This window comes from Sneathiella sp., from assembly GCF_029233945.1.
In the GTDB taxonomy this organism is placed as follows: Bacteria; Pseudomonadota; Alphaproteobacteria; order Sneathiellales; family Sneathiellaceae; genus Sneathiella.
The window spans coordinates 76,447-100,955 of record NZ_JARGOQ010000001.1; the positions used below are offsets into that span (position 1 = coordinate 76,447).

Below are 24,509 nucleotides of genomic sequence, written 5' to 3' on the forward strand. Positions count from 1 at the left end.
TAATGGAGTTTCCACGAATACAATTGCAATGGCGTGGAGAATAGCGAAACTAGTCGGATTTTACCAGCGCAGGCGATTTACTCGTCGACGCATCGCCGCGCGCAGCGTTTCCCGGCGTTCGAAGTCGATATCGATAATCTCTTCTTCCTCCGGGAATTCAAAGGCCGGAACCTCCGATTGGCTGGAGGGGCCGGTTTCATACCATTCGGCGGCGTCGGCATTGCTGTCTTTCGCGGGATGCAGATCGACGACATCAACGGTTTCACGCTGAGCGGGTCTCTTGCGAGGGCGCTCTCGTGTTGGAGACTTCAGGATATCAATTTCTTCTGGCGCAAGCTCCGGGGAGATAAAATACTCCGAAGAGGTATTTTCGGTCCGATGAGGCGAACTTGCCGTTGGCTTTTCCTGCCGGGGCGGAGTATTCGCGCGAAAACGCATTTGCGGGGCAGGGTCGCCAAACTCGATCGGTTCCTCGAAGGATTCATAAATCTCCATTTTAGGAGGAGAAGAATATCGATACCTCCGGGACCGTTCCCGATAGCCCCGTTCGCTCGATTTATGCTGGTTTGAGCTGCCGTTTTTGGCCCGCTCAAATGTCGTCGTGTTTTCCTTGAGATACGGCAACTGCATCTCAACCCGTTCAACGAGCGTCAGCATCGCGTTCTTCAGGCGGGCATTTCTCTCACGCAATTGCCCATTTTCGGCAAGCAGCGCGCGTTCCCGCGCCGACACGATGTCGGACTGGCTGAAGAGAGGCCTTCCACGATTGTGGCGAGCGAAACTCATATGATGCGCTTTTCCCGTCTCATTCTCGAATGATTGGTTGCAATCCCGGTTTTAAAAACTGACAAGGACAGTTTTGGATCACTTTGGACATTTTAACGGGAAATTCGGTCGAAAACTACCTAAAAACTAAGATTTATGGTTAATTTCCAGTAAATTTACAAAAAATTTAATGAAAATTTCAAAAATGGTCTGAAAACGGATTGTGCATCCATCCATATTCTCTATCCAATTAGAATATTTGCCATAAAAATGCAGCTTTTTCATATGGTTATGGTTAACACGAATCGGCTTTCGAGATTGAAGAGACAGGGTCACTGCTGGGCGACGATATCTTCCATTCGGCAATTGCCGGTCGGATAGGTCCGTTCGATCTGACAGGATCTGTTCATATCCACAACAAAATTACCCTTACAATTATTGAAGTCGAGCCAGCCCTGGAAATTGTATGTTTCGCCAGATTCACTTTCCGATATGTAATAGGTCAGATAGTCGATCCTCGTAATTTTGCTCCGATCAATTTTCAACCTGTCAATCTGTTGCTCGACGACGGGTTCGCAATCTTCAGGTCCAAAGGCTGCAATATTCTGTTGAAGATATCCTTCGTTGCCCGTGCAGGAGGAAATGGCAAAAACCGCTATTCCACACACTGCCAAATTTCGAATGTTCTGCATTATCCACCTCTAGGAAGCTTTATTTCTCATGTATCGTGACACGCGAATTAGTCAAATACTTTTATTGAGGAAACGTCGGTTGAACTATGACGTTAGCTTGACATCAATAGGAGTCAGGCCGTCGACATGGCCGGTGACGTGATCGCCCAAAAAAAGGGGACCTACGCCTGCTGGTGTGCCGGTATAGATCAAGTCGCCTGGTTTCAGGATAAAGGCTTCGGACAGGACGGCAATCACCTCTTCGATCGACCAGATCAAGTCAGCAATAGTCGCGGACTGGCGGGACTCCTCATTCACGGTCAGCCAGATTTTTGCAGTGCTAATGTTTTCAATCTCGGACCTGGGCGAAATCGCGCCGCAGGGGGCGGATTGATCAAACGCCTTGCCGCTGTCCCAAGGCCGCCCTTTTTCTTTCGCCTGCTTTTGGAGGTCCCGGCGGGTCAGATCGATCCCGACGGCGTAACCAAAGACATGATCCAGGGCCTTTTTTACAGGGATGTTCTCCCCTTCTTTTCCGATCGCGACTACCAGTTCGACTTCATGATGGAGATCATTCGTGCTTTTAGGAAAGGGGATTGTCGTGCCGCTTTCAACCACGGCATCCGCGGGCTTTGTAAAGAAAAAAGGCGGTTCGCGGTCGGGGTCACCTCCCATTTCAAGGGCATGTTCCGCATAGTTTCGTCCAACGCAGAAAATACGCCTCACCGGGAAGCGTTGATCTGTGCCCGTTACAGCAACTGATGGCGTTTCAATCGGGTCAAATACATAGGCCATAGGGGGAACTCTTTCCTGATGAAGGGTTATTTTTCTTCTGAATGTCGCTGCCAGCCCTCGAGATCTTTGAGCAGCGTTTTCTGGGCGGTGTCATCAAGCGTTTTAAACCAATCCTCAAACCCGCGTGTCAGCTCATCGGCGGTCAGTTCCTCATCATAGGCGTTGAACAGAATTTCCTTGTATTCATCCAGGCTGCCACATTCAAACTCATTGTCCTTCGGATCGAAACCTTTGATCTTCTCCTGAACCTCGGCCTTCGTCATGGCGGCGAAAAACGGGATATCCTCTTCCAGGTCATATCCGCCCCAGCCAAGCCACCAAGCATCACTTTTGGGACTGCCAAGTTCCCAGGCATACATCACTTCTGCCTCGATATCCCGTGCAGCCCTTTTGGCTTCGGCTTCAAGTTTTTTTGCGTCCTTGGTTTCGTTCAACTGGACGCGACCAATTTTGAAATAGCCCGTGCCGTCCGCATCCCAAGCTGTGATAAATTGCGCAATATTGTTCTGGCGTGTCACCGTTATTTCCTTTGCGAAGAATCTGTCTCATTCCTCGGGGTTTGAGCGTAATTTGTCAAGCGCCCGTCGATCCGCTTTTGTCGGTCTTCCAGCACCGCTATCCCGTTTTGCCACGGGGGCGGAAGCAGGGTCCGTATCCGGCGTTTTCTTTTCAGGCGGCGCCAGGTCCTCATAGAGGGTTTGTGCCTCCAGCGCGGGCCCTCGGCGGACACCGATATTGCGAATACGGATCACGCGAATGCTTTTTCCTTGCGCGAAGGTAAGAACATCTTCCGCCTTTACCGATGAACTCGCCTTCGTGACAACCACGCTGTTGATACGGAGTTTTCGGGACTGAACGAGCTTTGCCGCCAAAGAGCGACTTTTGAAGAAGCGGGCAAACCACAACCATTTATCAACACGGATGCTGGCAGCTGCGGTTCCTCCGTTGTCGATCATGCGTTACTTTTTACCGAGCGTCTTGAGGATCGCAAAGGGCGAATCCGGGTCGATTTCCTTAGGCTTCGGTTGCGGTCGCTTCTGTGCGGGGCGCTTGTTACCCGCCTTCTGGGCTCCTTTTTCCTGCACTTTCGGCTTGTCTTTGCGATCCTGTTTCGGGCTCTTCTTTTTCTTTTTGAAGGATTTCCGGCGATAGGTCAGGTCCTCGCCCTCGCCCTCAGCCACATAGCCAAGCTTATCGAGGATGAGCGAGAATTGCTCCCGCGTGGTTCCGACGAGTGAGAGCATCTCATGGGTCGGTTTGAAGGGGAGATTGCGTGGCAGGTCCTTTTTCTTCTGGTCCATCGTATCGACCGCGACTGGTTTTTCTTCCCGAGGCGTTTCAGGGGTGGATGTCTGTTCTTCGGCAGTGGCTTCCGCCGGAGCATCCGGCTCTGGCGCTTTACTTGGCGCTTCAGATGCTTCAGGAGCAGCTTGGGCCTCTTCTGCGGGTGGTTCCGACGCGGGAGGAGGGGATGACTCCTCAGTTGTCGTTTTCTCTATAGGTTCTTCTGTCTTGTCTGCATCGCCCTCAACTGCGACTGTTGTTTCAGAAGGGGTACCTTCCTGCGAAGTTGGTGTCGCATTATCGCCCTCTTGGGCCTTATTCTTTGTCGGGTCGGCCTCTTCAAGCAGGCCGCGGGATGCTCGGCGCAGCAGCCCGGCAAGCCGGTCCAGCATATCCACACGAACCGCCAGCTTGTCATAAACCGCGTAGCCCGCCGTTAGATAATAGGTCCAGGGAAGCTTGCCATCGGTTTCGAATGACACGCGACCGGCGGGCGGGGCGGGCGGAATTTCGGCGCGTTCCTGATAAATCGCCCATAGAAGGCAGCGTAGTGCCGTTGGATCGGGTTTTAGCAGGATCGGCATAAAGACATGTTCATACCCCACGCGAATGCCGCCGAATTTCAATCTGCCGTAGTCTTTCTTCTCTAGCAGGCGAATCTGATCACCGAGTTTATAGCGCGGCATGGCACCCAGATTCTCGCTGACCTGGAAGGCAATCCCGCGCGCCGCACCGGTAAGCGGCAGCGTTTCAAGCTGCACAAGAGGCTTCAGTCGATTTTCGATTTGGGCCGTAATCCAGTCGCTCAGCCGCTTGGAAACCGCGTCCTGCGCGCTGCCATTCAATTGTTCACTGGCGAGCAGTTGGACGCGCGGTTTCAACACCGTATCACCCTTGGCAAGGCTCGCGACCTGGGTCTCCTGCCAAATCAGCTTGCCATCTGGATCAAGAGTAATGTCTGCATCTTGCGCCGCGGCAAGCTGTGCGGCTCGCGCTGCAATCTCTGCTGCGACGGCCTTGTTCCCGATATTTCGGAGAGTTCTGGCTTCGGTGCTATTCAGGCTGGTATCGGCGTTAAATCTCAAACCTGAGAGGGTGCCCAGAAAATGCCCTTCAACATGGACTTCCCCGGTCTCGCTAATCTGTGCTTCCAATTGACTTCGGTCTTTCAGTTTTCGCACCAACATCGCGGTGCGTCTGTCTACAAATCTTTGCGTCAGCCGCTCATGCAGAGCGTCCGACAATTTATCTTCAATGTTTCTCGCCGTTTCCTGCCAGTATCTATAATCGTCCATCCAATCGGAAACATGGGAAATATACGTCCAAGTGCGCGTATGAGCAATACGTGTTGCAAGTGTGTCTATATCACCATCGATTTTCTCCAGGCTTTTCAGGTGTCCGGAAACCCAGTCTGGAGGGAGTTTTCCGGTTGGCCCCTGCAAATGCAGAAATATCTCCCGCAGGAGACGAACATGGACATCATGCATCGTCTTGCGAAAATCCGGCACCTGGCAGACCTGCCATAACTGACGGACGCCAGGCATGGATTGTGAATGGTGTCGTACCTCCTCATCCCTGATCAGCGTCTTGAACGCATTATAATCATCCGGTTCCCGCGGCGAGACCATCCCGTCAATCCCGGGGAGCATTTCAAGCGATCTTAAAAGGTCGCGGGACGTCGTGAATTCAAGATCCAGATTGCGCCATCGTATCTGACGAACCGCGTCGAAATTATGACTTTCAATTTTTTCGATCAGATCGTCTTCCAATGGCTCGACATTAACGGTGGTACCAAAGCTCCCGCTGTTCATATGACGCCCGGCGCGGCCGGCAATCTGGGCAAACTCCGCCGGGCGAAGGCGGCGGGACAAAGCCCCGTCATATTTGACCGTGCCTGCAAAGGCGACATGATCGATATCCATATTGAGGCCCATGCCGATGGCATCGGTTGCCACCAGATAATCCACATCGCCCGATTGGTAGAGTTCTACTTGCGCATTGCGTGTGCGGGGCGAGAGGCTACCCATCACGACGGCGGCGCCGCCGCGCTGACGCCGGACCATCTCGGCAATGGCGTATACATCGTTGGAGGAAAAAGCGACAATCGCGGTGCGGGGCCGCAGGCGTGATATCTTCTTCGCACCCCGGTAAATCAGCTTCGAAAAGCGAGGTCGCGAAATATAGGACGCCTCCGGGATCAACCGCTTGATCCAGGGCCGGATTGTCTCGGCTCCCAAGAAGAGGGTTTCCTCGCGACCCCGCGCATAGAGCAGCCGGTCCGTGAAGATATGACCGCGCTCCGGATCCTCAGCGAGCTGGATCTCATCCACAGCAAGAAATTCAAAACCACGATCAAGCGGCATGGCCTCAACGGTGCAGATAAAATAGGCGGCCTGCGGCGGGATGATCTTCTCTTCCCCGGTGACGAGAGCCACATTTGCCGCACCTTTTTGGGCGACAACTCGTTCATAAACCTCCCGTGCCAGCAATCTTAAGGGAAGGCCGATGACACCGTCCGCATGGCCCATCATCCGTTCTACCGCGAGATGCGTCTTGCCGGTATTCGTAGGGCCCAGAATGGCAGTTACCTGACCTGTTTTAAAGTTGCTGGGGGAAGTAGGGCGCATTGCAAACCTGATCTTTGGGTGAGGCGGATAATGTCCTCATACTTATTTTATACGCAGCCATCCTGCCGAGGACAGGAAAATCTTTCACAGCACGGCATTTCTAAGGGCATTTTATATGTAGGCATTATGTCAAAAATGTCTCGCCTTCCGGGCAGAAATTCGCATTATTGGGAAAAGAAAAACTTATTTCGATGCGTCATAATAAGGTTGGGTTGCACCTAAAGCTAACGCTCGTTTGGTGTTTTTATAATTCTATGATATAGCTCCCGGCCTGAATAGGCTGTCGATTGAGTGCCGGCTTATTGTGTGGCGGGATAAAAAGGATAAAAATTATGGGCGATTTTCCAAAACAAACATTTCAGGACTGGGAAAAGCTGTCGGAGAAGGAACTTCGCGGCCGCAAGCTGGATGAACTGAACTGGGAAACTCCAGAAGGCATCAAAGTAAAGCCACTTTATACGGCCGCCGATCTCGAGGGGATGGAGCTTGATGGCGCTCTTCCGGGTGTCGCGCCGTTCCAACGTGGTGTTCGCGCAACCATGTATCCCAATCGCCCTTGGACGATCCGCCAATATGCCGGCTTTTCAACCGCTGAAGAATCAAACGCCTTCTATCGCCGTAACCTTGCCGCCGGCCAGAAGGGGCTCTCCGTCGCCTTCGACCTAGCCACTCATCGCGGCTATGATTCGGATCATCCGCGCGTTGTTGGCGATGTTGGCAAGGCTGGTGTAGCCATCGACAGCGTAGAAGATATGAAAATCCTGTTCGATAGCATCCCGCTCGATCAGATGTCCGTCTCCATGACCATGAATGGTGCGGTCCTGCCGATTTTGGCGAACTATATCGTCGCTGCGGAAGAGCAGGGCGTAAAGCCGGAGCAGCTTTCCGGCACGATCCAGAATGATATCCTGAAAGAATTTATGGTTCGCAACACCTATATCTATCCGCCCGCACCAAGCATGCGGATCATCGGGGATATTATCGGCTATACTTCCGCCAAGATGCCGCGCTTTAATTCAATCTCCATCTCCGGCTATCACATGCAGGAGGCTGGCGCGACACAGGTGCAGGAACTCGCCTTCACTCTTGCCGACGGGTCGGAGTATGCGCGGGCCGCCATGGCGTCGGGCCTTAAAATTGATGATTTCGCGCCGCGCCTCAGCTTTTTCTTCGCCATTGGCATGAATTTCTTCATGGAGATTGCCAAGCTGCGCGCGGCAAGAATGCTCTGGGCGAAAATGATCAAGGAGTTTGAACCACAGAATCAAAGCTCCCTGATGCTGCGCACCCATTGCCAGACGTCCGGTGTCAGCCTGACGGAGCAGGACCCCTACAACAACGTTATCCGCACGGCATATGAAGCCATGGCCGCCGTTCTTGGCGGCACGCAGAGCCTGCATACAAATGCGCTTGATGAGGCGATTGCACTTCCGACGGATTTCTCTGCCCGTATCGCTCGAAACACGCAGTTGATCCTCGCTGAAGAAACCGGCATTCCGAATGTGATCGATCCGCTTGGTGGCAGTTACTATGTGGAAAGCCTGACCAATTCCATCGCGGCGGAAGCCTGGAAGCTGATCGAGGAAGTCGAGGAAATGGGCGGCATGACCAAGGCCGTCGAAAGCGGGATGCCAAAGCTCAGGATTGAGGAATCCGCTGCTCGCCGTCAGGCCCGCATCGATCGCGGCGAAGAAGTCATCGTCGGTGTCAACAAATACCGGATCGACAAAGACGACAGTAATATTGAAATTCTCGACGTCGATAACACAGAGGTGCTTCGTCAGCAGGTCGCCCGGCTTGAAAAAATCCGGAGTACCCGGGATGAGGCGGCTTGCACTGCTGCGCTGGAGGCTCTGACAAAAGGGGCGGAAGGCACTGAAAATTTGCTGGAGCTTTGTGTAAATGCCGCTCGGACACGAGCCACCGTTGGCGAGATTTCCGATGCCATGGAAAAGGTGTTCACTCGCCATCGCGCCGAGATCCGCTCTATCTCCGGCGTGTATGGCGCGGCTTATGAGGGAGATGAGGGCTTTATGAAAATCAGCAAGGATATCGAAGATTTCGCCCGCGAAGAGGGACGCCGCCCGCGCATGCTGGTCGTCAAGCTTGGGCAGGATGGTCATGACCGCGGTGCCAAGGTAATCGCTACGGCCTTCGCCGATATCGGCTTTGACGTTGATGTCGGCCCGCTTTTCCAAACACCGGCGGAAGCTGCGCAAGACGCCATCGAAAGCGATGTCCATGTCATCGGCATTTCATCTCAGGCAGCTGGGCATAAAACACTCGTCCCGCAAATCATCGACGAACTCAAGAAACAGGGTGCGGAAGATATCCTTGTCGTCTGTGGCGGGGTTATCCCGGCGCAGGATTATGACGCACTTTATAACGCGGGCGTCGCCGCCATTTATGGCCCTGGAACCAATATTCCAAAGGCCGCAGCGGAAGTGCTCGAATTGATCCGCAAAAATCGCAAGGCGGCTTGACCTGTTTCCTGCCTGGTGTTGTAAGATGTAACCGCTATTACAACAGGGCAGGGAGCCATTTATGAAAATCGTCTATAGCCCCGATCATGCCAAGCATGATCCGAAAACATATTTTAAGGGCGGGGCGTTTCACGAGCCGCAGGAAGTGCCGGGCCGGGCGGAAGCACTGGTCGCGGGACTGAAGAGCGCGGGGCACGAAATTGTAGCACCAGAGGATTTTGGCCCATCCCCGCGCGCGGCGGTGCATACACCGGGCTATCTCTATTTTCTCGAAACGATTCACGAGCGTTGGCATGCCGGTGGAATGGGCGGGGAGGAAGTGCTCCCCAATATTCACCCGGGGCGCTATATGTCCTCCATGCCGAAAGGGCTTATCGGTGAGGTTGGTTTCTATACAACCGATATTTCCGCGCCCGTCGGCCCGACCACATGGGAGGCCTCCGTTGCCTCCAACAATGTTGCATTGACGGCAACGGATTATGTGCTGTCCAATCTGAAAGGCAACCTCTCGGCCTATGCGCTTTGCCGTCCACCGGGGCATCACGCCTTCAAGGATCAGGCGGGTGGTTTTTGTTTTCTCAACAATATCGCGATTGCGGCCGACTATGCCCGCCGGACGGTGAACCGTGTCGCAATTTTGGATGTGGATGTGCATCATGGCAATGGCACGCAGGGCATTTTCTATGACCGCGCGGATGTCTTTACAATATCAATGCATTGCGACCCGACCGATTTCTATCCCTTTTTCGCTGGCTATGCGCATGAGCGCGGCACAGGCGCGGGTGAGGGGTATAACCTCAACCTGCCGCTCGCACCGGAAAGCGCCGATGATGCATTTCTTCACCGGTTGGAGGAAGCGATGACCGCACTTCGCGCTTATGCGCCGGATGTTCTCTTTATTGCGCTGGGGCTCGATGCGTTTGAGGGGGACCCGTTGATCGGGCTTTCCATCACGACGGAGGGGTTTGGGCGCATCGCGGCGCGTATCGCGAAGCTAAACTTGCCGACGGTTCTGGTGCAGGAAGGGGGCTATAACCGCGATTTCCTTGGCGCAAATATCACAAGCTTTATCGCCGGTTTTGAAGGAGCGCGGTAAATGACCGGAACGGATGTCAGCGGCCTCACTCAGCTAGGTAAGGATGTCGAGCAGCCACAGAGCCCGGAGGAAGCGGTGCTGGAGCGGGTTCCGAACGGACAGGCGGATGTAAACTATCTCGTCCGCTTTACCGCGCCGGAATTTACATCCCTCTGCCCGATGACAGGGCAGCCGGATTTTGCTCATCTGGTGATCGACTATGTGCCGGATCAATGGCTGGTGGAATCGAAATCACTGAAACTTTTCCTGACGTCCTTTCGAAATCATGGCGCCTTTCATGAGGACTGCACAGTCATGATCGGGAAGCGCCTTGTCGATCTTCTTGCGCCGCGCTGGCTTCGGATCGGAGGATACTGGTATCCGCGCGGCGGCATCCCGATCGATGTTTTCTGGCAGACGGGCGCACCGCTTGCCGATGTCTGGCTTCCCGATCAAGGCGTGCCGACCTATCGCGGGCGCGGATAATTTAGAAAGTAAATCCGTCAGGGAGGAGGTCGCTCACCGATTTGGTGACGTCTCCGCTTTTGCCTGCGTAATGAACGCGGGTCTCTTGTGTTGCGAATTCGGCGATAAACTGGCGGCAGGCCCCGCAGGGAGAGCAGGGGATGGAGACGCCATTTTCATTGCGGTTGGCAACGAACACCTCGCGGAGTTTCATGCCCGGTCCCTCTTTCGCCACGGCTTGGGTAATGGCGGTGCGTTCCGCGCAGATGGTGAGACCGTAGGAGACATTTTCGACATTGCAGCCCGTATAGAGATTGCCTGATTCTGTCAGGATGGCGGCTCCGACCTTGAAGTTGGAATAGGGGGAATAGGCCTTTTCAAGTGCCTTGTCCGCCTCGGCTTTCAGATCAGCTTTATCCATAACCCTTTATTTCCTTTGCCAGACTATCGAAGGAGAAACCCACCGCTGAGCGGATCGCCATCCTCGAAGGTGAACTCCGCTGTGCCAGAATAATGGGCGTGGCCCGCGACCTCAACCGTCACGGCATCATGGGGCCCCACTTTTGTCTCACTCGCGATTTTCCCGTTGAAGATGGCACCTGTCACGCTCTCGAACTGGCAGGCCTCTCCGGATTTGACTTCCTTTCGGGCGGCGGCAAGGGCCATGCGTGCCGTGACACCCGATCCGGTCGGGCTCCGGTCCACCTGCTCATCGGCAAAGACGCAGATATTTGCGCTGGGCGTACCCGAGCGGCCAGTATTGCCATCGGTGAGAATGGTGCCATAGAGATAGCCGAGGTCTTCCTCTTCCGGATGGGGGGTCGGAATTTGTGCCTTTACTACATCGGAGATATGCGTTGCCGCCATCACCAGATCACGGGTGCGTGCCGTTCGCACATCAAGGCCAAGGGTTGCGGCATCCAGAATGGCGTAAAATGCGCCCCCATATCCGATATCGAGCTCAACCGGGCCATAGTCGCGTGTCTCGACAAATTGGCTGAGTTTATAGGCGAAGGCAGGTACACTCTCAAATCGGACGGCGCCGGTTACGCCATTTTCGGTCGCGACATAGGCGCGCACGAGGCCGCAGGGGCACTGGATATTGACCGGCGTTTCTCCGTCTTCCTTCACGATCAGGCCATAGTCGAGCGCATAGCGGCCAAGCGCCATGATCGCATGACCGCACATGGTGCTGTATCCCTCATTATGCATGAAGATGACGGCAAGGTCGGCCTCTGGATGATCCGGCGGCACCAGCAGTGCGCCATACATGTCCTTATGGCCGCGTGGCTCAAACATCAAAAATCGCCGGTACTGATCCGCATGGTCGCGAAGATAGGCTCGCTTTTCAAGCAGGGTATGCCCTTCGGGCACCGGTACGCCATCGGTGATGATGCGAAGAGGTTCCCCGCCGGTATGCATCTCGACTGTCTGGATACTGCTGATCATTCTTTCCCCACTCTTATGTCCAGAATAGGGTCTTCTGTTTAATTCCGATAGTGCTTTCAATTGACTTGACGAAGCCGCAGGATTTTCCCATACCGAAGGCTATGAATGAAATGAGCAGAAAAACGTCAGCGGATGCTGAGAGAATCGCCGAGAAACTGCGACAGGGCGATCGCCGGGCACTTGCGCGGGCCATCACGCTCGTGGAGTCGTTGCGGGATGATCACCGAGCAACTGCGCAAGCGCTCCTTAATTTGATTCTTCCGTCCACCGGTAATTCCATTCGTGTTGGTATCTCCGGCACGCCGGGCGTCGGGAAATCCACCTTCATTGAGGCTTTCGGCAAGCTTCTGACCGGAGAAGGACATAAAGTCGCGGTGCTGACCGTCGATCCGTCTTCGCAGCGGAGCGGGGGATCCATCCTTGGGGATAAAACACGGATGGAAGAGTTAGTCCGCGACCCGAATGCTTTTATTCGCCCCTCTCCGTCCGGTGGGTCGCTCGGCGGTGTTGCACGGCGTACACGGGAGGCCATGCTGCTGACCGAAGCGGCAGGATTTGATGTCATCCTGATCGAGACGGTTGGGGTGGGTCAATCGGAAACTACCGTGGCGGAAATGGTCGATGTGTTCCTCCTCCTTCTCGCCCCGGCGGGTGGGGATGAGCTTCAGGGCATTAAGCGTGGCGTGATGGAACTCGCGGATATCGTCGTCATCAACAAGGCGGACGGGGACCTGAAAGCGTCAGCATCAAGAGCCGCAGCGGAGTACAAGGGTGCTATTGGCCTGATGCGACCGAAAAGCGCGAACTGGAAGCCGAAGGTTCTGATGGTTTCTGCGCTCAATAAGATCGGGATCGACAAGCTCTGGGAGACAATCGCAAACTATCGAGAGGCGCGTGGCGCCAATACAGAGCTTGCTGAACAGCGCCGGGAGCAGTCCGTTGCCTGGATGTGGTCGGAACTCGGTGATTCCCTGATGGCACGTTTCAAGGGCCATAAGGCCGTGGCGGCACGCATCAAAAAGATGGAAGCGGATGTAAGGACGGCACAAATAGCGCCGACAACCGCCGCAGAGAAGCTCTTGGAAATCTTTTTAGGAAAATAGCGCGATAACCGCCTAATATGCTTGACGGATGGGCCTTCATTCCTTAAATAGCGTCCTCACGTCCGGCGTTCTGCGCCGGCACCCCTATTTATTTGGTTAAAGAGGTCCAGGATGGCACGTCGTTGCGAATTGACAGGTAAAGGTGTTCAGGCCGGCAATAATGTCAGCCACGCCAAGAATAGAACCCGTCGCCGGTTTTTGCCGAATGTGCAGGAAGTCCGTTTGATGTCCGAGGCACTTGGCCGTTCCTTCAACATGAAAGTGTCGGCATCGGCGCTGCGTTCCGTTGAACATAATGGCGGTCTCGACAAATTCTTGTTGAAGGCGCGTGACACTAATCTGTCGCTGCAGGCACAGCGCGTAAAGCGCGAGATCAAGAAAGCGGCGGCTTCCGCATAAATCTGATCTGAAGATCACGGAATAAAAAACGGGTGGATTTTTCCACCCGTTTTTTTTATGCCAAATTTGCCTCACAATTCAAGCGTACTATCTGGTTAAGCACCGGGGCGAACTTTACTCAATTGGGGAGAATTCAGATGTATGCACGACGTGATATTGTAAAAGGCGCGGCAACCTTGCCGCTGGCGGCAATCCTTGCGGACCCATTGCTTGCGCGGGCGGCTGCCGAAATGACCGAAGATGTCACGATCAAGCTTGATGGCGGACAGTCGGTAACGGCTTCCGTTATCTATCCGGAAGTAACACCGGCGCCGGCTGTTCTCCTTGTCCATGAGTGGTGGGGCCTCAATGACCAGATCAAGGCCGTTGCGGCGGAGCTGGCCCGGGAAGGGTATGTCGCCGTTGCGGTCGACCTTTATGAAGGTAAGATTGCGGAAAATGGCGAAGAGGCCGGGCAGCATATGAAGGCGGTTAAACCGGCAGAGGCGACCGAAACCCTTGAAAAATGGGTCGCATGGACGCGCGCCAATGAGAAAACCACAGATAATCTCGGAACAATCGGCTGGTGCTTTGGCGGCGGTTGGGCGCTCAATGCCTCGATTGCGGCGCCGACGGAAGCAACCATTGTCTATTATGGTAGCGTTGACCGGTCCGCCGATCAGCTTAAACCCCTGAAAGGTCCGGTCATGGGCCATTTTGCCGAAAAGGATCAATGGATCAATAAGGCGATGGTCGATGGCTTTGTCGAGCAAATGAAGCTCGCGGAGCAGCCTGCACCGGAGGTGTTCTGGTACGATGCGGATCATGCCTTCGCCAACCCGTCGGGCGGTCGATATGATCAGGCGGATGCACAGCTTGCCTGGCAGCGCAGCGTCGGCTTTTTCAAAAAGACCCTGATGGGGTAGGGGAGGTTACCAGCGGTCGGATTTTTTCCGTTTCGCGGGTTTCTGTTCATCAAAAAGATCGGCAAGCTGTTCCATCATGACCCCGCCAAGTTGCTCGGCGTCGATGATCGTGACGGCTTGCTGATAATAACGCGTGACGTCATGACCAATGCCGATGGCAATCAGCTCGACAGGGGAGCGTGTTTCGATCCACTTGATAACCTCGCGCAAGTGTTTGTCGAGGTAATTGCCCGGATTGACGGACAGTGTGCTGTCATCCACCGGCGCGCCATCGGAGATTACCATCAGGATGCGCCGCTGCTCCGGTCGGCCCAGCAGCCGGTTATGCGCCCAGAGCAACCCTTCGCCATCAATATTTTCCTTCAGTAGCCCTTCGCGCAGCATCAGGCCAAGTGATTGGCGGGCGCGGCGATAGGGATAATCCGCAGATTTATAGACGATATGGCGGAGGTCGTTGAGACGGCCGGGATTTGGCTCTTTCCCCTGTTCCAGCCATTTTTCACGCGACTGTCCGCCTTTCCAGGCGCGGGTCGTGAAGCCAAGGATCTCAACCTTGACGGAGCAACGCTCCAGCGTCCGGGCGAGGACGTCGGCGCACATGGCGGCGACGGAAATCGGCCGACCTCGCATGGAACCGGAGTTATCGATCAATAGCGTTACCACCGTATCGCGGAAGTTCGTGTCCTGCTCCACCTTGAAAGAGAGCGGGAGCTGCGGATCAACAACCACGCGGGAAAGCCGGGCGGCATCCAGAATACCTTCTTCCAGATCGAATTCCCAAGAGCGGTTCTGCTGTGCAAGAAGTTTGCGTTGAAGGCGGTTGGCCAGTTTGCTGACCAGGCTATGCATATTGGTCAGCTGCTGATCGAGCTGCTGGCGAAGCCGGGCAAGCTCTCCGGGCTCACATAAGTCGCCGGCCTGAATGACTTCATCATACTCAGTGGTATAGGCTTTATAAGCGGCGGCCTCCGGCGAATTGCGGAAGTCCTCCGGATAGACCGGGCGGCGATCGCGGCCCGCTTCATCGCCGGTGCTGGTGGCCTCCATATCGGCGCTCTCGCCTGCTTCGGTATCGGTGCCGTCTTCCCCGGCGCCTTCTTGCGTGTCGGCATCCTCGGCGGCGCTGGCTTCCTGTGCCTCATCATCGCTTTCGGAGCCGCTGCTCTCGGCATCCGGTTGCTGTTCGCCTTCATCGCTGTCGCCGCTATCGTCCTCGTCGGAAAATTCGCCTTCGGCATCATCTATCAGATCGAGATCTTTAAGCAGTTTCCGCGCAGCGCTTGCAAATTCCTTCTGGCTTGAGATGGTCTTGAGCATCTCGGCGAAATCATCGCCGCTTTTTTCTTCAATCTCGGCGCGCCAGAGATCGACCATGCTTTGTGCACTCTCCGGCACGGGAATATTGGCCAGCTTTTCGCGCGCGAGAAGCCCAAGAACTTCCGCAATCGGCGCTTCCGCCTTGTCGTAAATACGATCGAAACCGCATTCCTTGCAATGGCTATCCCACCGGTTAAAAAGATTGTCGGCTACGCCTTTCATCCGGCCCGCGCCGATGGCCTCTACTCGTGCCTGTTCGATTGCATCAAACACAGCCTTCGCGTCACCCCCTTCCGGGGCGTAACGGGCATGCATTCCGTCGTCGTGATAGCGCTTGCGAAGGGCGATGCTGTCAGCGAGCCCGCGCACGAGGCGGACATCCTCCACCGGCAGGTCTTTTGCGGGGTTTGGCAGGCGCGCGCGATCCCCGCTCATCCCCGGCGCATCGTTCCCATAGACAACTTCAAGCTCCTTCTCATGCGACATCGCCCGCATGGCGGCGGTGACGGCGCGCTTAAAGGGTTCGGCCGCAGGCTCCTTATTTTTGATAAAGGCCATCGGAGCGCTTACGCGACGATATTGGCTGCGGATTCAGGGAGCTCTTCGCCAAAACTGCGCTGATAATATTCGGCAACCAGAGGCCGTTCCATCTCGTCGCACTTATTGAGGAAGGTGACGCGGAAGGCGAACCCGATCTCGCCAAAAATCTGCGTATTTTCCGCCCATGTAATCACCGTCCGGGGGCTCATAACGGTGGAGATGTCGCCGGCGATAAATCCGGCCCGGCTCAGCTCAGCGCAGGCAATCATGGCGCGGACGGTCTTGCGGCCCTCTTCATTGTCGTAGCCCGGCAACTTCGCAAGAACAATTTCGTTCTCGGTTTCCTCCGGCAGGTAATTCAATGTCGTCACAATGTTCCAGCGGTCCATCTGGCCCTGATTCAATTGCTGTGTGCCATGATAGAGACCGGTTGTGTCGCCAAGTCCCACGGTGTTCGTCGTCGAAAACATCCGAAAGGCCGGGTGCGGGCGGATAACCCGGTTCTGGTCGAGCAATGTCAGCTTGCCTTCAACTTCGAGAACGCGCTGGATCACGAACATCACATCCGGACGCCCGGCATCATACTCATCGAAGACGATCGCTGTCGGTGACTGCAGCGCCCAGGGGAGGATGCCTTCGCGAAACTCGGTTACCTGTTTGCCGTCGCGCAGGACGATGGCGTCCTTGCCAACAAGATCGATACGTGAAATATGGCTGTCGAGATTAACCCGGACACAGGGCCAGTTGAGGCGCGCGGCGACCTGCTCGATATGGGTGGATTTGCCGGTACCGTGATACCCCTGCACCATAACCCGGCGGTTAAAGGCAAAACCGGCCAAAATCGCGAGTGTTGTATCATGATCGAAGACATAGGCCGGATCGAGGTCCGGCACGCGATCGGTCGATACGCTGAAGGCAGGGACTTCAAGATCACTGTCAATTTTAAAAACTTCCCGGACGGAAACCTTCGTATCGGGCAAATCAATTTTCATTTCCGGCGTTTCGCCGGCAAGTTCTAAGGACGTCATAAATAGCAGTTCCGTGTCACAATTTGTGGTGTTTCTTTTACGGGCAAGCTTACGAGTTAGCGCAAGATCGCAAATGTGTATAGGCCTGATTGATGTTTTTTAGTATTTCTTCGGCCTTTTTATCTCCACCACGGATATCAGGGTGGTATTTTTTTGCAAGTTCCTTATGGCGCCGCTTGATCTGCTCAAGGCTGCTGCCGGGCTGTAAATTCAGGACGGCGAGGGCCTCCCGCTCCTTCGGATCCATTTCCGGGTGGCCGTTTGCGCGGGATTTTTCAGACGTCTTATCCGAAGTTCCCATATCGTCGCGAAAATTGAAGGGATCATGATATCGGTATTCGTCGCGCGGGCTTGCTGTGCGGCTTCCCAGTTTCCACGTCGGGCGGTGGCCTGTGATATCCTCGTCCTTATAACGGAGGACTTCTTCATCCGACATGCCATCAAAGAAATTCCACGATTTATTGAACTCGCGGATATGCGCGAGGCAGAACCACTGGTAATCGGCCGGATTTCCCCGATCGAGCAGCCGGGCTTTTGGCGCCCGAAATTCCCCCACCTCGAAACAATCCACATGATCGCATTGCCTGTGGAGTGGTTCGGGCGTGTCATCGCCAAGCGGTATTTCTCTGTTCTTCGACATTAAATTATTATGGGCGCTGCCCGCTCCCATAGCAAGGCTGGGGCAGAAAAAGAGGTGTTTTTTAAACTCACGACGACGGTAATTGGGCAACATCTATCTACAGTGTTGGCATGACGCTAAGGACTCAGAAAAATTGTGATATTCAGTCGATGCGCAATGGAAATATCTGCTATAAACCTATCAGTAAGACAGGTGAGCAAGATAGGTAAGGAAAGCAGGCATAATGTCAGTCGCAGCAACCATAGAGAATAAGCTCAACAAAGCGTTTTCCCCAACCCGCCTTGTCGTTGTCGACGAATCGCATATGCATGCAGGCCATGCAGGCGCCCGTCCCGAAGGGGAAAGCCATTTTCGGGTGGAAATAACTGCGGAGAAGTTCAAAGGAATGTCCCGCGTTGCTAGCCAACGGGCCGTGTATGAGGTTCTCTCGGAGGAGCTTAGCTCGGATATCCACGCGCTCGCGCTCAACGTGCGATCGTAACTTCGCTGTTCTTGATCCGATAAAAACATCAGAAAAAACTGTTGAACGAATTTATCACGCGCCTATATGCTCCTTTTGAGAGTTTAGTAAAAAATATGGCAACTTATAAGAGCAGCGACAGGAGCCCTAACATGACCCAGGTAAGCCAATCCCTCATTAACCGCAATATTTCAGTCATAGATCCAACCTCAGGCCAGCCCCATCGGACCAGCATCCGGCTGGAGGAAATCGAATGGGAGGCCCTGCGCGACATTTGCGCGCGGGAAAATATGTCGATCAATGATTTCTGCTGTAGGGCGGACAGCGATGAGAGGCGCCAAGAGCATTCCCGCACTTCCCGCATACGGTCTGCCATCCTTGATCACTATCGCAACCAGAACAGAAACCTTGATTCCTGACCGCCTTAAAGTAGATAGAAGAGCAATGCGGGGAGGGTGATGAAGGAGAGCAGTGTTGATATGAGCACCATCCCTGCAACATGGCTATGGGCGCGGTCATAGCGAAGCGAGAACAGATAGTTGAATACGGCGACGGGCATGCTGCATTCAAGGATCAGAACTCCGCGCTCGACCCCTTCCAGTCCGAACAGGGCGGCAAGGCCGTATCCGACGGCAAATCCCATGGCAAGCCGAAGAACTGACAGACCGGTTGCAAGACGGATGTGATTTACAGAAAGGCTCGCAAGGCTGACACCCAGGGCAAGGATCATCAAGGGAATGGTCAGGCTGCCGATAAGCTCGGTCGTATTTATGATCCAAAGCGGGACGGGAAAAGCAAGTGCCTTCAACCCAAGTCCGATAATCACGGCATAGATAAGGGGCGTGCGAAGCAGTTGACCGGGAGAACTAGCGCCGGAAGAAAGCCAAATGCCGAAGGTGAACTGTAAGGTGGAAAAGACGGTAAAGACGGCGATGGCAAGCGCGAGACCGGCTTCCCCGAAAGCGAAGAAACAAAGCGGCAGGCCCATATTTCCCGTATTCGGAAACATCAGGCCGGGCAGGTAATTGCGGATATTGAGGCTACTGAGTTTCAATGCCGTGACGCCAATCAAGCAAAAGGCCAAGGCGGAAACTGCGGCGAACATTGCAAACTCAAGGAAGGCGCCTAGTTCCATATCGAGTTTGACAAGCGTCGAGAAAATCAGCATCGGGGAGCCAACATTCGTTACCAACCCGGTCACTGTTTCCGTATGAAAGGCGCGGCCTGTCTTGGCCCAGAAAAAACCAATCCCGGCGGTGATAACGACCGGCGCAATAATGTTGAGGAGAATTTCAAACATATGGGCGGAGTTTCCAGTTGGCTTGTCCGGTTGAAATTCTATAGCTCAAGCGAGGTGATACGAAGTTCCGTAATCTGGTTAAGATCTTTTTTGAGAATGTCAAATTTATATCCATGAAATATAAAGGCTTGCCCAATGTCCGGGATAATCTGGGCTTCATGGATGACCAATCCGGCAACCGTCGCGGCCTCTTCATCAGGAAGCGCCCAATTGAACTGCCGGTTCAGATCACGGATGGTAACATCGCCTTTTGTGACAATGCTGCCATCCTTCATCAATCGGACATCGCTTACGGCAAGGTCATGTTCGTCCGCGATATCGCCGACGATTTCCTCAAGAATATCTTCGAGCGTGACCAACCCCATGAGTGCACCATATTCATCGACGACAAGGGCGAAGTGGCTCTTTCGTTCCAGAAATGCGTTGAGCTGGCTGCGCAGCGTTGTGGTTTCCGGAACGAACCATGCTTCGAGAGCGATTGATTCGATATCCAGATTCTCATAATCGCCGCCCAAGGGGATCAGGGCACGGAGCATATCCTTCGCGTGGATGATGCCAATAATATTCTCGGGGTTTTTCTTCCAGAGAGGCAATCTTGTATAGGGGCTACCAAGTACCTGATCGATAATTTCGCGGACTGGTTTTTCCGCATCGACCATTTCCACATTCTTGCGATGAACCATGATCTCTTCAAGGTCCACCTCGTCCATATCGAGGATCGTGTCCAGCATGTAGCGTTCATGCATGATAACGCCGGCATCTTCCGAATGCAGCTCGATCGCTCCGCGCAATTCATCCTGCGCGGCATCCGTTAATGTATCACTGTCGCCGTCGCCTCCCTTAATCCCCATCAGGCTCAAGGTTACATCGACGATATAGTTGATACCCATAACCACGGGCGAGAGGAGGAAGACCGCCGGTCGCAGTACGGGCGCGACGAAGAGTGCGACGGGGATTGTCCGCCGGAGTGCAATGGTTTTTGGCAGAACCTCCGCAAAGACCAGCACAAGAACGGTCATGATAAGGGTCGCATAGGCAACGCCAATATCTCCGAACAGGGAAATGAAAATGCTGGTCGCAAGGGCGGAAGCCAGGATATTGACCAGGTTATTGCCAAGTAGAATGGCGCTGATAAGCTTCGTGTGCTTGTCGCGGAGCCGGTTTACAAGCCCGGCTCTGTGGTCGCCGGATTGCTCCATCTGATGCAGGCGGGCGCGGGATGCCCCCGTCAGCGCAGTTTCCGAGCCCGAAAAGAAAGCGGAAAGCACTAAAAGCAGAAAAATTGCGAGCGGGAGGAGGATCAATTCCAAATTTATTTCACCCGTGTCCATTTCCTTGTTCTATTCCTGTAGTTCCTGTCGAAGGAGCGACAGGATATCCGATTCATCAATTGTTTTTGTGCTGAAAGCGTCGCCAATGGCGTTCATGAGGATAAGTGTGATTTTGCCGCCACTGATTTTCTTATCCTGCCGCATATGAGCGAGCAGTTTTTCTGCCGTCCAGGTAATGCCATCAATTTTCGGGACTGCAACAGGCAGCCCGATAGAAATAAAATGCGCACGAATTCGTCCGCAGTCCTGACGATTGAGCAGCCCGAGGCTCACGGATAGTTCCGCCGCCATGATCATGCCAGTTGCGACGGCCTCCCCATGATTGAGGTGCGGGCCATAGCCGGTTTCCGCCTCTAACGCATGCCCGAATGTATGGCCAAGGTTTAGGAGTGCCCTTACACCGCCTTCACGTTCGTCCAAAGCCACGATGCGGGCCTTGGCTTTCACGCTTTGCTCTACGGCATAAATGCGCGCGGCGGTATCGCCCTCAATCACCTTCCGACCATTCGCTTCGAGCCATTCGAAAAATGCATAGTCGCCGAGCAGGCCATATTTCACGACCTCGGCATAACCCGCCAAAACCTCGCGATGTGGCAGGCTGTCCAATGTTGAGATATCAGCGAGCACCAGACGCGGTTGGTAAAAGGCACCGATGAGATTCTTGCCCTGAGGTGCATTAACACCGGTCTTGCCTCCGACTGAGCTGTCAACCTGGGACAGCAAGGTCGTTGGTATCTGGATAAAATCCACACCCCGGCGTAAAGTGGCCGCAGCAAAACCCGTGAGGTCGCCGATGACGCCGCCGCCAAGAGCGATCAAAGCCTCGTCCCTTTGAATGCGGCTATCCAGAAGGCGGCTCATTAAATCGCTATAGGTCGCGATACTCTTGCTCCCTTCACCGGCTGGAAAGACAAGAGCGCTATGCTCGATCCCGGTATCGGTCAAGGAAGTTTGCAGGCTTTCCAGGTGAACCGCTGCGACATTTTCATCCGTGACAACGGCGACGCGTGGATTTTTCAGGATATTCCGCAACGTCGCGCCAGCGCCGCCAATCAGATCAGTGCCGATGAGAATGTTATAGGAGCGCGCGCCCAGTGCAACCTGTACTTCTGCGAATGTCGAGGCGGATTCTGCGGGTAAGGATGTCATTTGCTACCTGAAGTGTCTTGGGCCGATGATAGGCTTTTCAGCGCGGCGATGATCTTGTCGACCACAATTTCATGCGGGCCATCGTCACTGTCGACCGTGATATCCGCCTCGGCATAGACCGGATACCGCGTGTCCATCAGATCCTTTAAAATAGTTTTTGGATCGCCTGTTTTTAAAAGTGGGCGATTGTTGCGTTTCATGCAGCGCTTATAAATGACATCAAGCTCCGCACGCAACCAGATTGAACAGCCTTTTTGGACAATAAGGGCGCGCGTCTTCGGGTCCATGAACGCTCCGCCGCCAGTTGCCAGAACATGCCGAGGCTCTTTAAGCAGGCGAGCGATGACCTTCCGTTCGCCATCACGAAAAGACGCCTCCCCATGAATATCGAAGAATTCCGATACAGACAGATTGGATGCGGTTTCAATCTCCGTATCCGCGTCTTTAAACGCTAATCCGAGTTGGGTCGCGAGACGCCGCCCGACAGAACTCTTCCCGGCACCCATCAGGCCGACCAACACGATGGGCCTGGTTTCAAAATCATCAACCGGAGCGGCAGAACCGGCTTCGGCAACTTGTATCTTATTCATCCTATCACTTTTTTTCAGCGGTCAGGCGATCCCTCCGCTTAATCCCAGCGGCACAATATCTTTGCTAAGGTTATTGATGTAATTCGCCGAACCGTGCTAATCAATAAAGCCAATTTTTACCATAATCGCAGCTTAGTGCTTTAAATAGCAACAGTTTGCCTAACATGCACTCATTTTTGGTGCTCTGATTTCGGAAATAGTGATCGAATATGTCTAAGTTTTCCCTTTTCCTGCTATTTTTGGTGGCTGCTGCGGTTATTGGCGGCGGTGTGTTCCTCTCCGCCTGGGATATTCCTGCGCCGACGGTAAAAGTTGAGAAGGTTATTCCGAATGACCAGTTCCCGAAATAGATTCAGGCTTTTATTCGGCACTGGCCTGTTAATTGCGGGCCTGACGGCTATGGCGCCGATAGCAGCGGCGCAGGATAAGCCGCTTAATCTGGTGCCGTCGCTTGGAAAAGCTACACCGGCAACGAATACTGACAAGGCTCCTGTGAGTTCAGCCCCAATAACGTCGGCGCCACAAAAAAATGTGCTGGAGGGGAACCGTATCAAGGGGGCTGTTGTTGTGCAGTCACTCGGCGGGTTGAACCCGGCCTCTATTGGCACTTTGAGCGCGACAAATGGCGGGTTGGGATCGGATATGTGGCAGGGATCATCCCAGGGCCGCATCCAGACCTTGCTTGAGTATTTGCCGGTTCCGCATGAATCTCCTGAATTACAGAAACTCTATCGCCGCCTGCTGCTTACGTCAGCCGCAATTCCACAGGGGCAGGGCCAGCCGACGGAACTGATTAGATTGCGGCTTGAAAAACTGCTGGCTGCCGGTCTGGTGACGGATGCGTCGGATCTGGTGAGCCGGGTCCCTGCCTCCAGCATGACACCTGAGCTTAACCGTATTGCAACCGAAGTTCTGCTGCTTCAGGGGCAGAATGAACAGGCCTGCAAAGTCGTTGATCGCACCAAAGCCGCAACTGTCGATAATTTTTGGACCAAGGCGGATGTTTTCTGCAATATCGTTGCAGGCAATATGCCTCGGGCGGAGATTGGCATCACGCTGCTGGACGAAACAGCGGGCGAAGATGCGCTGTTCTTCGCGCTCTATGACCGGCTGGCCGGCGGCAATGCCGACCTCCCTGAAACGGCCCAACCCCTCACCGCGCTGCATTTCGCGATGATAAGCCTTGCCAAGGCTGCACCATCTGTCGCGGTGCTTGAGAGGGCGGGAAATGCGTTCCTCTGGGCGCTCGCGATGGATAAGACGGCGGATGTCAACGCGAGATTTACCGCAGCCTATAAATCGCTTTCCATTGGAAGTATTCCGGCTCTCCTGTCCCGGCGCCTTATCAATGAAGGCGCCTTTCTGTTAGAGACGGAAGAAAACCCCAGCCTCGGCCAGATTGCGGCGCTCTATCGGGACGCATTAGGGGCCTCTGCCGATGCTGAAAAAACTCGCCTGCTTGGGGACCTTTGGGCAGCTGGTGAGCGGGATGGCTCTTATCTGGCGGCCGCTGATCTGTCCATGCCACTCCTGTCCGGGATGACGGCTGCGGAATATGGCGATGTGTTCGAACTGGACGCCTTGCGTCTCTCTCTCGTCGGAAAGGAAGAGGCGACCGCAGCACTATGGGAGCGTGCCGTTCGCCGCGGCGCGCTTCGGGGTGATTTCGCGGAGCGGGAAACAGCGCGGAAATTTATCGCCCGCGCGGACGCCTATATGCTCATCTCCGGTACGACAGGCATTGCACGCTGGAACGCCGTCAATTTCGACGCTGAGGATTTTGATCATAGTGGCGCTGCCGCGCCCGGTGATAATGCCGGGCTGTATCTTGCTATTCTCGATGTGATGGGTGAGCCGGTTCCGGATGATCTCTGGGCCGCCGCACTTGGCGCAGCCCAGACCTCAAGGCCGGGTTTTTCCAACATTGTGATCGAGCGGAACCTGCAATCTGCCGCCGGGGCGGGGCTGATCGGGGAAACCGTGGCCCTCTCTATTGCGGCAATTGGATCGGAAGGGCCCGGCAAGACGTCAAGTGAGACTTTGGTTGCGGTTATCCGCGCGCTGAAGGCTATCGGGCTCGAAGCCGAGGCTCGTCAACTCGCATTAGAGGCCGCCGTTTCGCGGAACCTTTAA

Annotated in this window: 25 protein-coding genes; 10 read left to right on the top strand and 15 right to left on the bottom strand. The window is 54.4% G+C overall.

The features are described 5' to 3' along the window. Window positions 1-60: 60 nt before the first annotated feature. From P1U71_RS00400 to P1U71_RS00425, 6 genes are all read right to left on the bottom strand, one after another. Window positions 61-786, bottom strand: coding sequence for a hypothetical protein (locus P1U71_RS00400; protein WP_301103561.1), 726 nt, complete (start codon window positions 784-786; stop codon window positions 61-63). Window positions 787-1,097: 311 nt separating this feature from the next. Beyond that, window positions 1,098-1,457, bottom strand: coding sequence for a hypothetical protein (locus P1U71_RS00405; RefSeq protein ID WP_301103562.1), 360 nt, complete (start codon window positions 1,455-1,457; stop codon window positions 1,098-1,100). Window positions 1,458-1,541: 84 nt separating this feature from the next. Beyond that, the gene (locus tag P1U71_RS00410; protein WP_301103563.1) at window positions 1,542-2,231 is read right to left on the bottom strand and encodes a fumarylacetoacetate hydrolase family protein; all 690 of its coding nucleotides are present in this window, start codon (window positions 2,229-2,231) and stop codon (window positions 1,542-1,544) included. 26 nt (window positions 2,232-2,257) lie between these two features. Next, window positions 2,258-2,749, bottom strand: coding sequence for a hypothetical protein (locus tag P1U71_RS00415; RefSeq protein WP_301103564.1), 492 nt, complete (start codon window positions 2,747-2,749; stop codon window positions 2,258-2,260). Between the two features lie 27 nt (window positions 2,750-2,776). Further along, a complete protein-coding gene (locus P1U71_RS00420; protein ID WP_301103565.1) occupies window positions 2,777-3,187 on the bottom strand; it encodes an RNA-binding S4 domain-containing protein in 411 nt (136 codons plus the stop codon). Window positions 3,188-3,190: 3 nt separating this feature from the next. Further along, window positions 3,191-6,142 (bottom strand): helicase-related protein, encoded by a 2,952-nt coding sequence (locus tag P1U71_RS00425; protein ID WP_301103566.1) that lies wholly within the window; start codon window positions 6,140-6,142, stop codon window positions 3,191-3,193. Between the two features lie 332 nt (window positions 6,143-6,474). On the opposite strand from P1U71_RS00425, the gene scpA reads away from it, so the two are divergent. From scpA to queF, 3 genes are all read left to right on the top strand, one after another. Beyond that, window positions 6,475-8,625, top strand: coding sequence for a methylmalonyl-CoA mutase (gene scpA, locus P1U71_RS00430; RefSeq protein WP_301103567.1), 2,151 nt, complete (start codon window positions 6,475-6,477; stop codon window positions 8,623-8,625). 61 nt (window positions 8,626-8,686) lie between these two features. Beyond that, a complete protein-coding gene (locus tag P1U71_RS00435) occupies window positions 8,687-9,721 on the top strand; it encodes a histone deacetylase family protein (protein ID WP_301103568.1) in 1,035 nt (344 codons plus the stop codon). Continuing rightward, complete coding sequence (gene queF / locus P1U71_RS00440) at window positions 9,722-10,186, top strand: preQ(1) synthase (protein ID WP_301103569.1); 465 nt, start codon at window positions 9,722-9,724, stop codon at window positions 10,184-10,186. It begins immediately after the preceding gene. Window position 10,187: 1 nt separating this feature from the next. Here queF and cdd read toward each other — a convergent pair whose 3' ends face one another. Both cdd and P1U71_RS00450 read right to left on the bottom strand, forming a co-directional pair. Beyond that, a complete protein-coding gene (cdd, locus tag P1U71_RS00445; protein ID WP_301103570.1) occupies window positions 10,188-10,586 on the bottom strand; it encodes a cytidine deaminase in 399 nt (132 codons plus the stop codon). A 23-nt stretch (window positions 10,587-10,609) separates the two neighbouring features. Beyond that, the gene (locus P1U71_RS00450; protein WP_301103571.1) at window positions 10,610-11,614 is read right to left on the bottom strand and encodes a proline racemase family protein; all 1,005 of its coding nucleotides are present in this window, start codon (window positions 11,612-11,614) and stop codon (window positions 10,610-10,612) included. A 101-nt stretch (window positions 11,615-11,715) separates the two neighbouring features. Between P1U71_RS00450 and meaB the strand changes: the two genes are divergently transcribed. The 3 genes from meaB to P1U71_RS00465 all read left to right on the top strand — a co-directional run bounded on the left by meaB (window position 11,716) and on the right by P1U71_RS00465 (window position 14,021). Continuing rightward, entirely contained in the window at window positions 11,716-12,717 is a 1,002-nt protein-coding gene (gene meaB / locus P1U71_RS00455; RefSeq protein WP_367281085.1) for a methylmalonyl Co-A mutase-associated GTPase MeaB, read from the top strand. A gap of 111 nt (window positions 12,718-12,828) precedes the next feature. After that, window positions 12,829-13,116, top strand: a complete 288-nt coding sequence (gene rpmB, locus P1U71_RS00460; protein ID WP_227947921.1) for a 50S ribosomal protein L28 — start codon at window positions 12,829-12,831, stop codon at window positions 13,114-13,116. Between the two features lie 137 nt (window positions 13,117-13,253). Further along, window positions 13,254-14,021 carry a dienelactone hydrolase family protein gene (locus tag P1U71_RS00465; RefSeq protein ID WP_301103573.1) on the top strand — a complete coding sequence of 256 codons (768 nt, stop codon included), beginning with the start codon at window positions 13,254-13,256 and terminating at the stop codon, window positions 14,019-14,021. 6 nt (window positions 14,022-14,027) lie between these two features. Here P1U71_RS00465 and cobT read toward each other — a convergent pair whose 3' ends face one another. The 3 genes from cobT to P1U71_RS00480 are packed head-to-tail and all read right to left on the bottom strand — an operon-like array spanning window position 14,028 to window position 17,546. Then, window positions 14,028-15,896, bottom strand: a complete 1,869-nt coding sequence (gene cobT, locus P1U71_RS00470; RefSeq protein WP_301103574.1) for a cobaltochelatase subunit CobT — start codon at window positions 15,894-15,896, stop codon at window positions 14,028-14,030. 8 nt (window positions 15,897-15,904) lie between these two features. Then, complete coding sequence (gene cobS, locus P1U71_RS00475; RefSeq protein ID WP_301103575.1) at window positions 15,905-16,906, bottom strand: cobaltochelatase subunit CobS; 1,002 nt, start codon at window positions 16,904-16,906, stop codon at window positions 15,905-15,907. A gap of 49 nt (window positions 16,907-16,955) precedes the next feature. Beyond that, window positions 16,956-17,546 (bottom strand): J domain-containing protein, encoded by a 591-nt coding sequence (locus tag P1U71_RS00480; protein WP_301103576.1) that lies wholly within the window; start codon window positions 17,544-17,546, stop codon window positions 16,956-16,958. A gap of 223 nt (window positions 17,547-17,769) precedes the next feature. Here P1U71_RS00480 and P1U71_RS00485 point away from each other — a divergent pair, with 223 nt between their 5' ends. Together P1U71_RS00485 and P1U71_RS00490 are read left to right on the top strand one after the other, a co-directional pair. After that, window positions 17,770-18,027, top strand: coding sequence for a BolA family transcriptional regulator (locus P1U71_RS00485; RefSeq protein WP_301103577.1), 258 nt, complete (start codon window positions 17,770-17,772; stop codon window positions 18,025-18,027). A 131-nt stretch (window positions 18,028-18,158) separates the two neighbouring features. Next, on the top strand, window positions 18,159-18,425 hold the full coding sequence (locus P1U71_RS00490; protein ID WP_301103578.1) for a ribbon-helix-helix domain-containing protein: 267 nt from the start codon (window positions 18,159-18,161) through the stop codon (window positions 18,423-18,425). A gap of 5 nt (window positions 18,426-18,430) precedes the next feature. Here the strand turns inward: P1U71_RS00490 and P1U71_RS00495 are convergent, their stop codons facing one another. From P1U71_RS00495 to P1U71_RS00510, 4 genes are read right to left on the bottom strand one after another with little or no spacing between them, the layout of a single operon-like run. Continuing rightward, window positions 18,431-19,306, bottom strand: a complete 876-nt coding sequence (locus P1U71_RS00495) for an AEC family transporter (protein WP_301103579.1) — start codon at window positions 19,304-19,306, stop codon at window positions 18,431-18,433. 38 nt (window positions 19,307-19,344) lie between these two features. Then, window positions 19,345-20,637, bottom strand: a complete 1,293-nt coding sequence (locus P1U71_RS00500; RefSeq protein WP_301103580.1) for an HlyC/CorC family transporter — start codon at window positions 20,635-20,637, stop codon at window positions 19,345-19,347. A 9-nt stretch (window positions 20,638-20,646) separates the two neighbouring features. Then, window positions 20,647-21,786, bottom strand: coding sequence for a 3-dehydroquinate synthase (gene aroB, locus P1U71_RS00505; protein WP_301103581.1), 1,140 nt, complete (start codon window positions 21,784-21,786; stop codon window positions 20,647-20,649). Then, window positions 21,783-22,376, bottom strand: a complete 594-nt coding sequence (locus tag P1U71_RS00510) for a shikimate kinase (protein ID WP_301103582.1) — start codon at window positions 22,374-22,376, stop codon at window positions 21,783-21,785. The genes aroB and P1U71_RS00510 overlap by 4 nt, the downstream gene beginning before the upstream one ends. Window positions 22,377-22,585: 209 nt before the next feature. Here P1U71_RS00510 and P1U71_RS00515 point away from each other — a divergent pair, with 209 nt between their 5' ends. Both P1U71_RS00515 and P1U71_RS00520 read left to right on the top strand, forming a co-directional pair. Beyond that, window positions 22,586-22,726 (top strand): hypothetical protein, encoded by a 141-nt coding sequence (locus tag P1U71_RS00515; RefSeq protein ID WP_227947910.1) that lies wholly within the window; start codon window positions 22,586-22,588, stop codon window positions 22,724-22,726. Continuing rightward, a complete protein-coding gene (locus tag P1U71_RS00520; RefSeq protein ID WP_301103583.1) occupies window positions 22,707-24,509 on the top strand; it encodes a hypothetical protein in 1,803 nt (600 codons plus the stop codon). Before P1U71_RS00515 ends, P1U71_RS00520 begins: the two co-directional genes overlap by 20 nt.

Bases quoted from the DNA above. Each gene is read 5' to 3' on its own strand.
- cobT (WP_301103574.1), bottom strand. From the start codon at position 15,896: ATGGCCTTTATCAAAAATAAGGAGCCTGCGGCCGAACCCTTTAAGCGC.
- P1U71_RS00410 (WP_301103563.1), bottom strand. From the start codon at position 2,231: ATGGCCTATGTATTTGACCCGATTGAAACGCCATCAGTTGCTGTAACG.
- P1U71_RS00465 (WP_301103573.1), top strand. From the start codon at position 13,254: ATGTATGCACGACGTGATATTGTAAAAGGCGCGGCAACCTTGCCGCTG.
- P1U71_RS00520 (WP_301103583.1), top strand. From the start codon at position 22,707: ATGACCAGTTCCCGAAATAGATTCAGGCTTTTATTCGGCACTGGCCTG.
- scpA (WP_301103567.1), top strand. From the start codon at position 6,475: ATGGGCGATTTTCCAAAACAAACATTTCAGGACTGGGAAAAGCTGTCG.
- rpmB (WP_227947921.1), top strand. From the start codon at position 12,829: ATGGCACGTCGTTGCGAATTGACAGGTAAAGGTGTTCAGGCCGGCAAT.
- meaB (WP_367281085.1), top strand. From the start codon at position 11,716: ATGAATGAAATGAGCAGAAAAACGTCAGCGGATGCTGAGAGAATCGCC.
- P1U71_RS00400 (WP_301103561.1), bottom strand. From the start codon at position 786: ATGAGTTTCGCTCGCCACAATCGTGGAAGGCCTCTCTTCAGCCAGTCC.
- P1U71_RS00495 (WP_301103579.1), bottom strand. From the start codon at position 19,306: ATGTTTGAAATTCTCCTCAACATTATTGCGCCGGTCGTTATCACCGCC.
- P1U71_RS00405 (WP_301103562.1), bottom strand. From the start codon at position 1,457: ATGCAGAACATTCGAAATTTGGCAGTGTGTGGAATAGCGGTTTTTGCC.
- P1U71_RS00515 (WP_227947910.1), top strand. From the start codon at position 22,586: ATGTCTAAGTTTTCCCTTTTCCTGCTATTTTTGGTGGCTGCTGCGGTT.
- cdd (WP_301103570.1), bottom strand. From the start codon at position 10,586: ATGGATAAAGCTGATCTGAAAGCCGAGGCGGACAAGGCACTTGAAAAG.
- P1U71_RS00435 (WP_301103568.1), top strand. From the start codon at position 8,687: ATGAAAATCGTCTATAGCCCCGATCATGCCAAGCATGATCCGAAAACA.
- queF (WP_301103569.1), top strand. From the start codon at position 9,722: ATGACCGGAACGGATGTCAGCGGCCTCACTCAGCTAGGTAAGGATGTC.
- aroB (WP_301103581.1), bottom strand. From the start codon at position 21,786: ATGACATCCTTACCCGCAGAATCCGCCTCGACATTCGCAGAAGTACAG.
- cobS (WP_301103575.1), bottom strand. From the start codon at position 16,906: ATGACGTCCTTAGAACTTGCCGGCGAAACGCCGGAAATGAAAATTGAT.
- P1U71_RS00490 (WP_301103578.1), top strand. From the start codon at position 18,159: ATGACCCAGGTAAGCCAATCCCTCATTAACCGCAATATTTCAGTCATA.
- P1U71_RS00425 (WP_301103566.1), bottom strand. From the start codon at position 6,142: ATGCGCCCTACTTCCCCCAGCAACTTTAAAACAGGTCAGGTAACTGCC.
- P1U71_RS00500 (WP_301103580.1), bottom strand. From the start codon at position 20,637: ATGGACACGGGTGAAATAAATTTGGAATTGATCCTCCTCCCGCTCGCA.
- P1U71_RS00420 (WP_301103565.1), bottom strand. From the start codon at position 3,187: ATGATCGACAACGGAGGAACCGCAGCTGCCAGCATCCGTGTTGATAAA.
- P1U71_RS00450 (WP_301103571.1), bottom strand. From the start codon at position 11,614: ATGATCAGCAGTATCCAGACAGTCGAGATGCATACCGGCGGGGAACCT.
- P1U71_RS00485 (WP_301103577.1), top strand. From the start codon at position 17,770: ATGTCAGTCGCAGCAACCATAGAGAATAAGCTCAACAAAGCGTTTTCC.
- P1U71_RS00480 (WP_301103576.1), bottom strand. From the start codon at position 17,546: ATGTCGAAGAACAGAGAAATACCGCTTGGCGATGACACGCCCGAACCA.
- P1U71_RS00510 (WP_301103582.1), bottom strand. From the start codon at position 22,376: ATGAATAAGATACAAGTTGCCGAAGCCGGTTCTGCCGCTCCGGTTGAT.